General features: G+C 71.1%; 10 protein-coding genes. 7 read left to right on the top strand and 3 right to left on the bottom strand.

Features of this window, described 5'->3' with window-relative positions; genetic code table 11:
* Positions 1–142: 142 nt before the first annotated feature.
* Both EV278_RS04785 and EV278_RS04780 read left to right on the top strand, forming a co-directional pair.
* Complete coding sequence (locus EV278_RS04785; protein WP_132087296.1) at positions 143–3,385, top strand: autotransporter outer membrane beta-barrel domain-containing protein; 3,243 nt, start codon at positions 143–145, stop codon at positions 3,383–3,385.
* Between the two features lie 2 nt (positions 3,386–3,387).
* On the top strand, positions 3,388–4,113 hold the full coding sequence (locus EV278_RS04780; RefSeq protein WP_132087293.1) for a response regulator transcription factor: 726 nt from the start codon (positions 3,388–3,390) through the stop codon (positions 4,111–4,113).
* A 40-nt stretch (positions 4,114–4,153) separates the two neighbouring features.
* Here the strand turns inward: EV278_RS04780 and EV278_RS04775 are convergent, their stop codons facing one another.
* The gene (locus EV278_RS04775; RefSeq protein ID WP_132087290.1) at positions 4,154–5,470 is read right to left on the bottom strand and encodes an oxygenase MpaB family protein; all 1,317 of its coding nucleotides are present in this window, start codon (positions 5,468–5,470) and stop codon (positions 4,154–4,156) included.
* 125 nt (positions 5,471–5,595) lie between these two features.
* On the opposite strand from EV278_RS04775, the gene EV278_RS04770 reads away from it, so the two are divergent.
* From EV278_RS04770 to EV278_RS04760, 3 genes are all read left to right on the top strand, one after another.
* The gene (locus tag EV278_RS04770; RefSeq protein WP_132087288.1) at positions 5,596–6,195 is read left to right on the top strand and encodes a TetR/AcrR family transcriptional regulator; all 600 of its coding nucleotides are present in this window, start codon (positions 5,596–5,598) and stop codon (positions 6,193–6,195) included.
* Positions 6,196–6,364: 169 nt separating this feature from the next.
* On the top strand, positions 6,365–7,096 hold the full coding sequence (locus EV278_RS04765) for a response regulator transcription factor (RefSeq protein WP_243692084.1): 732 nt from the start codon (positions 6,365–6,367) through the stop codon (positions 7,094–7,096).
* The gene (locus tag EV278_RS04760) at positions 7,093–9,003 is read left to right on the top strand and encodes a HAMP domain-containing sensor histidine kinase (RefSeq protein ID WP_132087285.1); all 1,911 of its coding nucleotides are present in this window, start codon (positions 7,093–7,095) and stop codon (positions 9,001–9,003) included. Before EV278_RS04765 ends, EV278_RS04760 begins: the two co-directional genes overlap by 4 nt.
* A gap of 6 nt (positions 9,004–9,009) precedes the next feature.
* Here EV278_RS04760 and EV278_RS04755 read toward each other — a convergent pair whose 3' ends face one another.
* Complete coding sequence (locus EV278_RS04755) at positions 9,010–10,674, bottom strand: carboxylesterase family protein (protein ID WP_165916526.1); 1,665 nt, start codon at positions 10,672–10,674, stop codon at positions 9,010–9,012.
* Positions 10,675–10,780: 106 nt separating this feature from the next.
* Entirely contained in the window at positions 10,781–11,731 is a 951-nt protein-coding gene (locus EV278_RS04750) for a polysaccharide deacetylase family protein (protein WP_132087282.1), read from the bottom strand.
* Positions 11,732–11,917: 186 nt separating this feature from the next.
* Between EV278_RS04750 and EV278_RS04745 the strand changes: the two genes are divergently transcribed.
* Positions 11,918–12,424 (top strand): sigma-70 family RNA polymerase sigma factor, encoded by a 507-nt coding sequence (locus EV278_RS04745; protein WP_132087279.1) that lies wholly within the window; start codon positions 11,918–11,920, stop codon positions 12,422–12,424.
* Positions 12,421–13,500, top strand: coding sequence for a FecR domain-containing protein (locus EV278_RS04740; protein ID WP_132087276.1), 1,080 nt, complete (start codon positions 12,421–12,423; stop codon positions 13,498–13,500). Before EV278_RS04745 ends, EV278_RS04740 begins: the two co-directional genes overlap by 4 nt.
* The last annotated feature ends 6 nt before the right edge of the window (positions 13,501–13,506 follow it).

Here is a 13,506-nt window from a genome sequence, read left to right as displayed (position 1 = left end):
GACCGTAGCCCCCTATCCGCCGATACACGCCCGAAACACAGCATCGGTTTCGTACGGTCCTGCTTATCGGCGTCGATACCCAGGGGTCATCCGCCAGCCACGGCGGCGCTCTAGGCCAGGACGGCTCACATCAAGGCCGTCCATGTCCCGCAAACGTCTCGCCTCGGTCGCCCTGGCTCCCCTGCTGCTCTGCGCCGGAGGCGCGGCGGCCGAGACCCAGGTGACCAGCAGTTCACGCACCACGCCCATCGCCACCTCGACGGCCGCGTCCGGGGCCGCCGACGACGTCAAGATCACCAGCGACGGCGCGATCACGCTCAGCGCCTCGGGCGCCATCGCCACGCTCGACAGCGACAACACCCTGACCAACGCCGGGACCCTGTCCAGCGTCGGGGTCTCGGACTCGATCGGCGTGCTGGTGCTGGGCGGCCACGCCGGGACGCTGCTCAACAGCGCCACGATCAGCCTGACAGAGGACTACACCTATACCGACGACGACAGCGACGGCGACTATGACGGCGCGTTCGCCAAGGGTTCGGGCCGCTACGGCATCCGCCTGACCGGGGCCGATCCGTTCGTCGGGACCCTCACCAACGACTCGTCGGGGGCGATCACGATCGAGGGCAACGACTCGGCGGGCGTCAGCCTGGAAGCGCCCCTGACCGGCTCGCTGGTCCACGGCGGCTCGATCAGCGTCACCGGCGATCGAAGCTACGGGATCCACACCACCGGGACGATCAGCGGCGGCCTGACCAGCAACGGCTCGATCAGCGTGCTGGGCGGCGGCAGTGTCGGCCTGGCGGTCGACGGCGACATCGGCGGGGCGGTGGTCATCCAGGGCTCGGTCTATTCGACCGGTTATCGGGTCACCTCGCGCTATTCCGACCCGGACGACGAGGCCCTGCTGGACGCCGACGACCTGCTGCAGGGCGGCGGCGGGGTGAAGGTCACGGCCGACGTCGCCGACGGCGTGCTGCTGGACGCGCCGCCCACCGACACCAACGACGACACCTCCGACGACGAGGACGGCGACGGCGTCACCGACAGCAGCGAGGGCACGGCCTCGGTCACCGCCTACGGCTCGGCCCCGGCCCTGCTGATCGGCTCGGACACCCGCGCGGTGACCTTGGGCGCGGTGGGGACGGGCGACGACGCCTATGGCCTGATCATCAAGGGCTCGGTGACGGCGGCGGGCGTTCATGACGGAATCAGCGCCACCGGCGTACAGCTGGGCGGCGACGCGGGCCTGTCGACCCTGATCACCGGCGGCGTGAAGCTGACCGGCTCGATCTCGGCCAGCGCCTATGAGGGCGACGCCGTGGGCCTGAAGCTGAACGCCGGCGCCACCGCCGACACCCTGTGGAACACCGGCTCCCTCAGCGCCTCGGTGACCGGCGACACCGCCGTGACCGCCACGGCCCTGAGCATCGCGTCCGGCGCCAGCATGACCAGCGTGACCAACGCCGGAACGATCAGCGCCACCGTCTCGGGCGAGGGCGGCTCGTCCTACGCCATCATCGACGACAGCGGCGGCCTGAGGACCATCACCAATACCGGCAGGATCACCGCCTATGTCGTCGCCACCGACGACGAATACGACACCGACGACACCGACACCGACGCCAGCAACGAGGTCGTCCACGGCGCGGCCACGGCCATCGACGTCTCGAAGAACACCACCGGGGTGACCATCGTCCAGAGCGGCGTCAACGACGGCGATGATGGCGACGATGACGTGGCCGACGCCGATGCGGACGGCGACGGGGTGGACGACGCCGACGAGCCGCTGATCCGCGGCAAGGTGCTGTTCGGCTCCGGCGCCGACAGCCTGTCGATCCTGAACGGCGGCCTGATCGGCGACGTTTCGTTTGGCGCGGGAGCCGACAGCCTGACCATCGACGGGACCGGCTACATGATCGGCGCCCTGACCGACAGCGACGGCCTGCTGGACATCCGGATCGGCAACGGCTCGCTGGGCCTGACCAACACCGAGACCGTCAAGGCCACCAGCCTGACCCTGGGCGCCGACAGCACCCTGGTGTTCTCGATCGATCCTACCGCTGGAACCCAGACCCGGCTGGTGGTCGACACGGCGACGATCGAGACCGGCGCGACCCTGGGCCTGAACTTCAAGAGTCTGCTGACCGCCCCGACGACCTACACGGTGATCCAGGCTGGCAACCTGACCGCCGGGACGATCAACCAGGACCTGCTGGGCCACACCTCCTACCTGTACGTCGCCAACGCCTACGCGTCGGGCAACGACATCGACATCGACGTGCGGCGGCGCACGGCGTCGGAAGCGGCGATGTCCCGCAGCCAGGCCAGCGCCTATGACGCGGTGTTCGCGGCCCTGTCGAACAACACCGACGTCGCCAGCGCCTTCCTGAACCAGAGCTCCCGCGACGGCTTCTTCAACCTCTATGACCAGATGCTGCCCAGCCAGGGCGAGGGACTGTTCTCGGCCCTGCAGACCGTGCAGCAGCAGATCTCGGCCGCCACCGCCAATCGCCCGGACCTGGGCGACCGCTATGGGCCCGACAGCGTCTGGGTGCAGGAGATCAACGCCCTGGTCCGCCGCGAGGACGGTGACACCCAGGGCTCCGACACCCAGGCCGTCGGCGTGGTCACCGGCTACGAGGCCATGGGCGACGCTGGCGGCGCGCTGGGCGTCACCCTGGCGGCGGTCAGCCTGGAAGAGCACGACACCGTCGCCAAGGCCGGCGAGAAGACCACCGCCTCGATGCTGCAGGCCGGACTCTACTGGCGCCGGTCAGTGGGCGGCTGGCGATTCAACCTGGGCGGCGGGGTCGGCTACAGCCGCTTCAACGGCGACCGGACCTTCCTCAGCGAGGATGTCGACGGCGACGGCGCGGCGGACGTCAAGCTGACCAACACCGCCGCCTGGAACGGCATGATCGCCAACGCCTTCGCGGGCCTGGCCTACGAGGCCCGGCTGGGCGAGGTCTATCTGCGGCCCGAGGCTCGGCTGGACTATGTCTGGCTGTGGGAGGGCGAGCGCAAGGAGCACGGCGGCGGTTCGGGCTTCGACCTGACCGTGGCCTCGCGCAAGGCCGACAACCTCAGCGGCGAGCTGGGCCTGGTGCTGGGCAGGCAGTACGGCAAGGACGTCTGGGTGCGGCCCGAGCTGCGGGTCGGCTATCGCCGGACCCTGGCCGGCGCCATGGGCGACACGATCGCCAGTTTCACGGGCGGCACGCCGTTCACCCTGGTCGCCTCGGACGACAAGAGCGGCGCGGCCACCCTGGGCTTCGCCCTCCGGGCCGGTTCGAACCTGTCCTACCTGGCCCTGGAAGGCGGGGCCGAGGCCTCGCGCAAGCAGACCAAGTACACCCTGCGACTAAGCGGAAGGGCGATGTTCTGACCATGGACAAGCGCATCCTGATCCTCGACGGCGACCCAGTCGCCCGCCATGACATGACCGGTCTGCTGGCCGGCTACGGTCTGACCACGCTGGGGGCCGGCAGCGCCCGCGAGATGGAGCAGATCCTGCGCGAGACCCAGGTCAACCTGGTGATGTTGGACATGATGCTGCCCGACGCCTCGGGGCTGTCGGTCTGCTCGCGCCTGCTCAGCCTGCCCTCCCCGCCGGCGATCATGATGGTCTCGGATTCGGACGAGGAATGCGACGTGGTGGTGGGGCTGGAGCTCGGGGCCGACGACTATGTGGTCAAGCCCTACCGCCCACGCGAACTGCTGGCCCGGGTCAAGGCGGTGTTGCGCCGCCACGACGACGCGCGCCACGACGAGACGGCCCGCGCGGCCCCGGCGGTCTATCGGTTCGACGGCTGGCGGCTGAACGTCGCCACCCAGGACCTGTTCGATCCGCGCGACCGGCCGGTGCCGCTGTCGACCGCCGAGTTCCTGGTGCTGTGGGCCCTGGTCGACAAGCCCAACCAGGTTCTGACCCGCGACGCCCTACGCCAGGGCCCGCCGGACGCCCACGCCCGCCCCGCGCCGCAGCAGGTCAATGTCGCCATCAGCCGGCTGCGCAGCAAGCTCGACCGCATCGACGGCGGGGCCGGACTGATCCGCACCGTCCGCCACTTGGGCTACATCTTCGCAGCGCGGGTGGAGCGGGTGGAGGGGTGAGGCCCGCCGCCGGGTTCGCATGAAGGTCGGGGCAAGCAGCCTAGGCCGCCGCGTGCGCCGGTCGGTACCGCGTGGCGTCGGTCACATAGTCGGCGTGGCCGTAGCGGACCAGCAGCTTGCGGACCCGACGTTCCAGAACCGTATCGGCCGCCCCGCGCAGGCCCGGGACCTGGAGCCCGACGTCGAAGGCGGCCATCCGCAGCGTCACGCCTGCGGCCACCGTCGCGAAGACCAGCCGATCGGCCAGGTCCACCTCGATCCCCATCCGGGCCGCCGCCGCCCTGTCGCCCCGCATGAAGTGGCGCAGGAAGAAGGCCTTGGCGAACCGACGCTCGACGCGGTCGTGCAGGCGATTGGCCAGCGATCGGTCGGGCGGCAGATAGGCGGCCAGAGTAGCGCGGATCAGCGCGCCGCAGGTCTGATCGTCGAAGCCCTGGCGCAGGGTGGAGTCGCGGGCGGTCATGGCCCGGACGATCCCCTCGGGCGTGTCGGCCAGCAGGTCGCGCGGCAGGCCCAGCAGGAAGCAGCGGTAGCGCGCCAGCTCGACCTTGGCCCGCTCCTGGGCGGTGAACCGGCGGCGGCCCTGGCGCAGCATCTTGAACGCCATCAGGTAGATCGGGATCAGGCCGGCCGGCATCTGGTCGACCTGGGGGATCGGCACGCCATAGACCGACGCGTCCCAGCGGCCCGACCGCAGGGCGTTGAACCGCACCATCGAATGCATCAACCGCACCATGGCCGCGGCCTTGAACCCGGCCCCGTGGCGCTCCAGCGCGCCGGGCAGGACCGTGGTGGTGAAGAAGGTCGCGGTCTCGTTGACCCGCCGGGCGGCGGTGTCGTTGGTTAGGGCCCCGGTCAGGGCCATGGGCAGGGCCGAGTACTTGTTCAGGAAGGTGGCCACGAACGCGCTGCGGATCGCGAAGGGCGCGAGATGAGCCATGGCGTTGAGGTCCAGCCGGGCCCCTTCGCGCACCAGGTCCATGTCGATCCAGTCGGGCTTGGCCTCCATGTCGGCGACGAAGGCGGCCAGCTCCGGCGGCGCGGCGGCCACGGCCTCGACACCGTGCTCGCAGGCCGTGACCAGCATGTCGATCAGCCGGCGAAAGCCGTACTGCGGGATCAGGGCGGCGTAGGCGTCGGCGACGACGTCGCCCAGCATCGTATAGGCCTGGATGCGGTCCAGGTCGTCCTGTGTCACCGCCACGCCCAGCGGCATGCGATCGCGCACCACGGCCTTGGACGCGTCCGGCGTGAAGCGCTCGGGGGCGGCGTCGAAATCAATGTCGCCGTACAGCGCCGGCAGCAGCGTCTTCTGCGACGCCACCTTGGCGCGGACCTGATCGATGGAGAGGCTCATCGGCGCTCCTGAGCTTGCCGCCGCGACGGGCGGCCCCTGGTGTCGTCGCAAAGGTTATGTAAGCGTCGTTCAGGTTCCTACTCGCCTTCGCGCGACGGGGCCGGGCGGCGCACCAGGGGTAGCAAGTGGTTGAAAGACAACGCAGAACGCCGCGCCAGGCCCGCTCGGAATCGACGATCGACGCGATCCTCGACGCCACCTTTCAACTTCTCGAGGCCGACGGGGTCGACCGGCTGACCACCAATCGCATCGCCGAACGGGCCGGGGTCAGCATCGGCACGCTCTACCAGTATTTCGCCGGCAAGCAGGACATCCTGGCCGCCCTGGCCCAGCGCAGCGCCGCCAGCGTCCGCGACGCCATCGCCGAGACGGTGATCGAGCGCCCGGACATCGGCGCCGTGCGCACGATCGTCCGCTCCCTGATGAAGGGCGTGGAAGGCTCGCCCGCCACCGGCCAGGTCCTGTTCGAGGCCTTGTTCCAGAAGGGCAAGGACGGGATGCTGGCGCACCACCACCAGGCCTTCCTCGCCGCCATCGCCGGCCGGGCGCGGCTGGAGATCGCCCTGACCAACGAGTCGGCCTTCGTCCTGACCCACGCCGCGGTCGGCCTGCTGCGCGCCGCGGCGGCCGAACCCGATCTTGCGCTGGACCCGGCCAAGCTGGAGGATGAGCTGGTGCGGCTGATGGAGGCCTATGTCGCGGCGCTGGCGCGAGGGCCGCAATAGTCCGCCTTCCGGATGCGCCGTGCTCAAAGCGCGAATGTTTCTGTTCAATGCCGTCCTGTTTCGCCCCGATACAAACCGGCGCCAAAAAGGGCGCCTGGAAGCCTGACAGTCGCGCCTCCGCGACGCTTCGCTCATGGCCAAGGTCCAGGCGCGAACATAATCTGGCTGTATGTCCGCCCTCATGACCCTGAACGCCCTCGCCGAGACCGCCACCGTCCTGCTGGTCGAGGACGACGACGTGCTGCGGGCTGAGATGGCCGGCTACCTGGCCGGCCAGGGCTATACCGTGCGCCAGGCCGCCGACGTGCCCGCCGCCCGCGCGGTGCTGGAGACGCGTCCCGTCGATGTGCTGGTGCTGGACGTCAACTTGCCCGGCGAGAACGGCCTGTCGCTGTGCCGCCAGGTGTCCGGGACCGAGGGGCCGGCGATCCTGCTGCTCAGCGCCCTCGGCGACCCCGTCGACCGCATCGTCGGGCTGGAGCTGGGCGCGGACGATTATGTGGTCAAGCCGATCCCCCCGCGCGAGCTGCTGGCCCGGGTCAAGGCCCTGCTGCGCCGGCGGGCCGGGGGCAAGGGTCCGCGCAGCCATGTGCGACTGTTCGCCGGCTTCCGGCTGGACGCCGCCGCCCGCCAGCTGACCGCGCCCAACGGCGTGCTGCTGCTGCTGACCCCGGGCGAGTTCACCATCCTGTCGACCCTGGCCGACCACGCCCGCTCGGTGGTGTCGCGCGACGAGCTCCTGACCATCATCGCCGGCGAGGCGGTCGAGAACCTGGGCCGCCGCGTCGATCTGCACATCAGTCGCCTGCGCCGCAAGATCGAAGCCCAGTCCGAGCAGCCCCTGATCCGCACCTATCGCGGCATGGGCTACATGCTGGACGCCAAGGTCACGCTGGAATGACGGCCTGGAGTCGCCTGGCGGGAAAGGTCCTCCTGCGCCGGTGGCCCAGCCCGCCGATCGCCGTCCAGGTGATGGCCCTCTTGTTGGCCGGGCTGGTGGCGGCCCAGACCGTGACCCTGGGGCTGACCGTGCTGCTGCCGCCGGCCCCGCCGATGCACCACAGCCTGGCCGACATCGCCGCCGGCCTGCGCGGGGCCGTGCCCGACGACGACGCCGACCGCCCCCTGGTCCGCACGGTCGAGACCCAGCCGCCCAGTCTGCAGAGCCCCGGCTGGGTGGCTTCCGAGCCGGCCCGCGCCGATCTCGCCCGCCTGCTGAACGCGCCGCGCGAGGACGTCCGCCTGCTGTTCTACGCCCCGCCGCCGTTCGCCGGCGCCGAGAGCCGTCGTCCTGGACGCTCGCCTCTGGCCCTGCTGCTCACCACCGACGCCGAGGCCCAGACCCTGCCGCCCGGCCCCGGGCCGGGCGGGGTCGGCGGCCTGCGCGGCGGCATGGGGCCGATGGGGCCTGGAATGGGCGGCGTCCAGATCCGCCAGAGTTTTCCGGCCGATGGGGCGATGCGCGCCGCCGCCGGCCAGCGGGTCTTCAGCGGCGCGTCGTCGACCGACCCGCTGTTCGCCGCGCCGTTCCGCTCGCGGCCGATGACCCTGCCCGACTCGCTGCGCGGCCCGGCCCCGCCGGCCCCGCCCCTGGATCCGGTGGCCGACGCCGTCGCGCGCGAACCGACTCCGCTGAAGCGCCCGACGCCGCCCCAGCCCCTGACCGCGACCGCCCCGGTCACCGAACCGGTCCAGGCGGCGCCGCACGTCGCCCTCCCGATGCCTTCGCCGCCGCCGGCCAGGCCCCAGCCCGAACCGGAGGCGACGGTCGGCCGTCCCCTGGCGGCGCCGGCGGCGCGCAGCCTGTTCGGCTTGGCCCCGCCGCCGTTCATCGAAGGCGACTTCGTGGCCGCCCTGCGCGTCGGTCCCAACCAGTGGACGACCCTGCGACCGCAACCGGAGGCCTTCCCCAACAGCTGGCAGCGTCGGGTGCTGATGTGGTTCGCCCTGTCCCTGGCCGTGGTCGCGCCGCTGGGCTGGATCTTCGCCCGCCGCCTGGCCGCGCCCCTGGCCGGCTTCGCCGCCGCCGCCGAACAACTGGGCCGCGACCCGGCCTCGCCGGTGCTCGTCGCCGACGGTCCCGCCGAGATCGGCCGCGCCGCCCGGGCCTTCAACGCCATGCAGGGGCGGCTGAGCCGCTACATCACCGACCGCACGGCGATGATCGGCGCCATCTCGCACGACCTGCGCACGCCCCTGGCCCGCCTGCGCTTTCGCCTGGAACGCGCCTCGCCGTCGCTGCGCCGCGAGATCGGCCAGGACCTGGACCAGATGGAGGCGATGATCACCTCGGTCCTGGCCTTCATGCGCGAGGACGCGGAGGCCGGCGCCCGCCAGCGGGTCGACCTGCGCTCGCTGCTGGAATGCGTGATCGACGAGGCCGAGGTCACCGGCGCCGACGTGGCCCTGGCCCCGGGCGAACCGGCCGAGGTCGAGGTGTCGGTGCTGGGCCTGCAGCGGGTGTTCGCCAACCTGCTCGACAACGCCGTCAAGTATGGCGACAGCGCCCGGGTCGCCCTGCGCGTCGAGGACGACGAGACGGTGGTCGAGATCCGCGACCGCGGGCCGGGCCTGGAGCCCGAAGAGCTGGAGCGGGTGTTCACGCCCTTCTACCGCGGGGTCGAGGCCCGCACCTCCAGCAAGCAGGGCGTGGGCCTGGGCCTCAGTTCCGCCCGCTCCATCGTCCGCGCCCACGGCGGCGACATCCGGCTGAGCCTGCCGGGCGAGGGCCTCCTGGTGCAGGTGCGCCTGCCGCTGGTCGGAACTGCGACGGCAAGGCCGCCGGTGCGGCTGCAGGCGGCGGAATAGCCCTGCTCACCCTGCCGGATCCACCTTCGCCCAAGCCCGCCGCTCCGCGCCGAACCTGTCCGACACCACCGTGCAGGCCACGTCCAGCACCATGGTCGAGCGCGCCTTCAGATCATAGGCGGGCCAGGCCGGCTGTCCCGGCGCGGCGGGCCGGCCCGTGCGCGCGAAATTGGCCCACATCGTGCTGACGTTGCGCGCCGCGGCGAAACGATCGGCCCGGCTGCCCGCCAGGGTGTCGGGCGAGGCGACGGTGTTGAACACCAGGGGGATGTCGCTGGCGTGCATGGACCCCAGCTCGATATCGGTCCCGTCCATCCTGCGGTTCGAACGGTAGGCGATGTTGTAGACATAGACCGGCGCCTGGCCTTGGACGGCCTTGCGCTCCGCGGCCAGCACCGAGCCGGCGCCCATGGCGTAGTAGCTGGCCGCCGCCAGGTAGACCTCGCTGGGCGTCGCGCCGGGGCGGTCGGAGCGGTAGGCGTCGATCAGGGCCTGGGTCTTGTCGCCGAACCGCCCGGACAGCCGCGTCTTCAGCTCCGCCTCGTCCAGCCGGAACGCCTCGACGTCCTTGCCGGTCCAGGCGAAGAACGCCGCTTCGTTGTCCAGCCAGCCGATCATCAGCGGCTTGTCGGCGGCGCTGGCCGGGGCGGTCGGATCGAACGGGTGATGCGGCAGCAAGCCGCCGTCGACGATCGGGCCGTACGCCCCCGGATTGAGCGACTGGATTCCCTTCCAGCCGCCGCTGTCGCCCTTGACCTGGGCGTTCAGCGCCTTCTGGGCGGCCAGGATCTGCGGCGCGGGGACCTCCAGCACCTTGCGCCAGTCGGTCGGCGTGATCCCCAGCTGGGCCAGGAACATCCGAGTCGTCCGGGCCGCGACCTCGGGGGTCGAGACCCGTACCACCGGCCCGCTCTGGATGATCGCCCTGGCGAACAGCGGCGCGACCGACGGCATGGCGTAGAGGCACGACGTCTTGGCCCCGCCGCCGCTTTCGCCGAAGATCGTCACGTTACCGGGATCGCCGCCGAACGCCGCGATGTTGCGCGCCACCCACTTCAGGGCCAGCACGATATCGGACAGGCCCTGGTTGCCCGAGCCGGCGTAGTCGGCCCCGCCCAGCTCGCCCAGATAGAGATAGCCCAGCACGCCCAGCCGGTGATTGGTGGCCACCACCACCACGTCGTGCTCGCGGGCCAGCATCGAGCCGTCCTGCGCCGTGCTGCCGCCCGAGCCGGTCGTGTAGCCGCCGCCATGGCTATAAAACATCACCGGTCGTCCCTTGCCGCCGCCGGCCGGAGTCCAGACGTTCAGCACCAGGCAGTCCTCGCCGGGCGCGGGCTCGTTCTTGCCATAGACCGTGGTCGGGTCCTGCAGCGACGGCGTCCCGAGCTTGGTGGCGTCGAACACCCCGCTCCACGGCGCCGCAGGCCGGGCCGGCTTGAAGCGGTTCGCGCCCGAGACGCTGGCTCCGTAGGGCACGCCCTTGTAGGCGTCGACGCCACCGGTCCGTACGCCGCGCAGCCGACCCTCGGCGATCTGGACCTCCACGGTCTCGGACGGCGCGTCGGCGGCGCAGGCGGCCATCGGCAGAGCCAGGACGCCGGTGGCCGCAGCCCCTCCGGCCAGCAGGCGGCGGCGATCAATGTCGGCATTGCGGATCAAGGACGTCACGGACAACTCCTGTTTCAATCGACCGCGCCGAAGCGGAACTAAGATCCATCCCGAGGGCGGGCGGATTGCCTAGCCCGACCTTGGTCGGCGAGGCGAAGGGCGCCGCCTAGCGGCACATCTTGTCGAGATCGGCGAACGGCAGGTCCAGCTTGGGAACCGGCAGGCCCTTGGCCTTCATGGCCTCTTCCAGAGAGGTGGGGATGCTGGTCGCCTGGGTCTTGAAGTCGGCGGCGTAGAACCTGTCGCGCTCGGCCTCCTGCAGGCTGACGAAGGTCACGCCGTTGTCGCGGTACAGCTTCAGCAGCCGCGGCATCATCCGGGCGTCGAAGGCGCCGGCGTGCATCAGCAGCACATAGGGGATGTCGCGGCCGTAGAGCGTGGCCGACAGGCCGCGCGAATAGTCCAGGCTGTCCTTGGCGGCCTTCAGGTAGCTGTCTTCCAGCGACGCCACCGCCGCCGCGTCGCCCTTGGCCATGCAGCGGGCATAGGGCTCGTTCCAGGCATAGTCGCCAAAGCTCATGGTCACGCTGGCGATGCGATAGCCGTGGGCCTTGAGCAGCTTGCGCGCCGCGACGTGCTTTTCCGGCGTCTCGCCCTCGCTGAGGAACGGATAGCGCAGCCAATGCCAGTCCTCGCGGCCCATCTGTCTCTGCAGCAGCGGCTCATTGCGCACCAGGTCGGCCTCCCAGTCGGCCAGGCTGTTGGTGTTCAGCCCCATGTGCGACCAGGTGTGGTTCCCAAGCGGGTGGCCCGCCGCGCGCCACAGCGACAGCACGCCCACCGAGTCCGGCTCGCGCTCCTCGCCCACGCCGTTGACGAAGCCGTAGACCGGCCCGGTCCCCGCGTCATGGAAGGCGGCCAGCAGCCGACCGGCGACGTCAATGCGGCTGACGTCCGGCGGCAAGGCGCTGTGGGTGGGCAGGTCGTCGAAGGTCAGGGCCATCTTCACGGACGTGGCGGCGTGGGCGGCGCCGATCGTGGTCGCGGCGACGACCAGCGGCGCGATCCAGCGCGTCCAGACCCGCGCCCGCGCGCTCTTGCGGCTTCCCCTGCCCATGCGTCCTCCCGCTTCATTCCTTGGCGAATGATAACGGTAACACTTAGGCCGTCCTTCGCCGTCGTCGCAAGCGTGTTTGCACGGCGCCGCACCCGTTGCGAAAACTTCCGGGGCGGCGGTGCGGGTTTTTCCGCGACGTGCGTCATACATCCTGGGAAAATCGTCAGACCCTCCTGGGATAGGACCGTGCGGCCAGCCACCGAGCCAGACCTGAGCAGACTCGACCGGCGCTATCGGCCCGCGCTGATGGCGTTCTTCATGCGCCGCGCCGCCAGCCATGGGGACGCCGAGGACATGACCCAGGAGCTGTTCGCCAAGCTGGCCACGGCCGAAGCCGGCGCGATCGACAACGCCGACGCCTACATCTTCCAGATGGCCGCCAACCTGCTGCGCGACCGGGGCCGGCGCGAGAAGGTGCGGGCCAACTATCGCGCCAGCCTCGACACCGGCGCCCTCGACCTCGAACCCCTGGACCCGGCCCGCGTACTGCTGGGCCGCGAGAGCCTGGGCGAGGTTTCCGACGCCCTGCGCGAACTGCCCGAGCGCACCCGGGCCATCTTTCTCCTGTTCCGTCTGGAAGGCATGAAGCAAGCCGAACTGGCCGCCCTGTACGGCGTCTCCGTCAGCGCGGTGCAAAAGCACATCCTCAAGGCCATGACCCACCTGACCCGACGCGTGAGGGCCGGCGAATGACCCTCTCGTCCTTCGAAGAGCGGCGGGACGCGGCGCACGAGCAGGCCGCCCTGTGGTGCGTGCGCCTGGCCGACGGCGACCTTTCACCGGCCGAACAGACCGATCTCCAGGCCTGGTTCGAGGCCGACCCGGCCCATCGCGGTCTGCTGGACGACGCCGTTACCGCCTGGCGGGCGGTCGAGGCGCAGGCCGCCCGTCCCGGCCTAATCGCGCTTCGTCGCGAGGCGCTTGAGGACCTGCGCCGGGCCCAGCACGGTCGCTGGGCCCGGCGCGGCCGCCGTCCGGCGCTGTGGGCCGGCCTGGCCGCCGGCCTTGTGGTCGCCGTCGGGGCTGGCGTCGCCTGGCGGGCCAGCCTGCCCGACGTCTATCGCACCACGGAGGGTGAGCGGCGGATCGTCGAGCTGGCGGACGGCTCGCGCGCCTCGCTCGACAGCGCCACGGTGCTGAAGGTGAAGTACGAAAGCGGCCGCCGCCGGCTGTGGCTGGACAGCGGCCGGGCCAAGTTCTCGGTCGCCAAGGACCCGCTGCGGCCGTTCTCGGTGGCGGCCGGCGACAAGCTGGTGGTGGCCACCGGCACGGTGTTCAGCGTCGAGCGCCTGACCGGCCAGATGCGGGTGGTGCTGTACGAGGGCCATGTGGCGGTGCTGGACGACAAGACGGGCCGGGCCGACAAGGCCGCGCCTGTGCAGATCGACGGCGCGCCCGCCGATCGCCTGCTGACCCCCGACCACGAACTGGTGACCTCGACCCGGACCAGCGCCACGGTGGTCAGCCAACTCGACCCGGCCCGGGCCCGGGCCTGGGAGAACGGCCAGCTGGTGTTCCAGGACGAGCCCATGGACCTGGCCGTCGAGCGGGTGAACCGCTACGCCCGCGACAAGCTGCGGATCGGCGACCCGGGCGTGGCCAAGCTGCGGATCAGCGGGGTGTTCACCTCGGGCGACACCGGGGCCTTCGTCGACGGGGTGACGGCCGTGCTGCCGGTCCACGCGGTTGCGGCCAACGGCGTGACCGTGCTGAAAATCGACCACGGCCAAAAAAATTCCACGCCGGCCGGTGTGCCTTCGACGAGCTGAGGCGTC

Source organism: Caulobacter sp. BK020, from assembly GCF_004342605.1.
In the GTDB taxonomy this organism is placed as follows: Bacteria; Pseudomonadota; Alphaproteobacteria; order Caulobacterales; family Caulobacteraceae; genus Caulobacter.
This window is presented reverse-complemented; position numbering and strand designations above follow the sequence as displayed.

Excerpts from the sequence above, each read along its gene's own strand:
- EV278_RS04775 (WP_132087290.1), bottom strand. The coding sequence starts at position 5,470 with ATGAGCCTCTCCATCGATCAGGTCCGCGCCAAGGTGGCGTCGCAGAAG.
- EV278_RS04785 (WP_132087296.1), top strand. The coding sequence starts at position 143 with ATGTCCCGCAAACGTCTCGCCTCGGTCGCCCTGGCTCCCCTGCTGCTC.
- EV278_RS04780 (WP_132087293.1), top strand. The coding sequence starts at position 3,388 with ATGGACAAGCGCATCCTGATCCTCGACGGCGACCCAGTCGCCCGCCAT.
- EV278_RS04750 (WP_132087282.1), bottom strand. The coding sequence starts at position 11,731 with ATGGGCAGGGGAAGCCGCAAGAGCGCGCGGGCGCGGGTCTGGACGCGC.
- EV278_RS04740 (WP_132087276.1), top strand. The coding sequence starts at position 12,421 with ATGACCCTCTCGTCCTTCGAAGAGCGGCGGGACGCGGCGCACGAGCAG.
- EV278_RS04765 (WP_243692084.1), top strand. The coding sequence starts at position 6,365 with ATGTCCGCCCTCATGACCCTGAACGCCCTCGCCGAGACCGCCACCGTC.
- EV278_RS04760 (WP_132087285.1), top strand. The coding sequence starts at position 7,093 with ATGACGGCCTGGAGTCGCCTGGCGGGAAAGGTCCTCCTGCGCCGGTGG.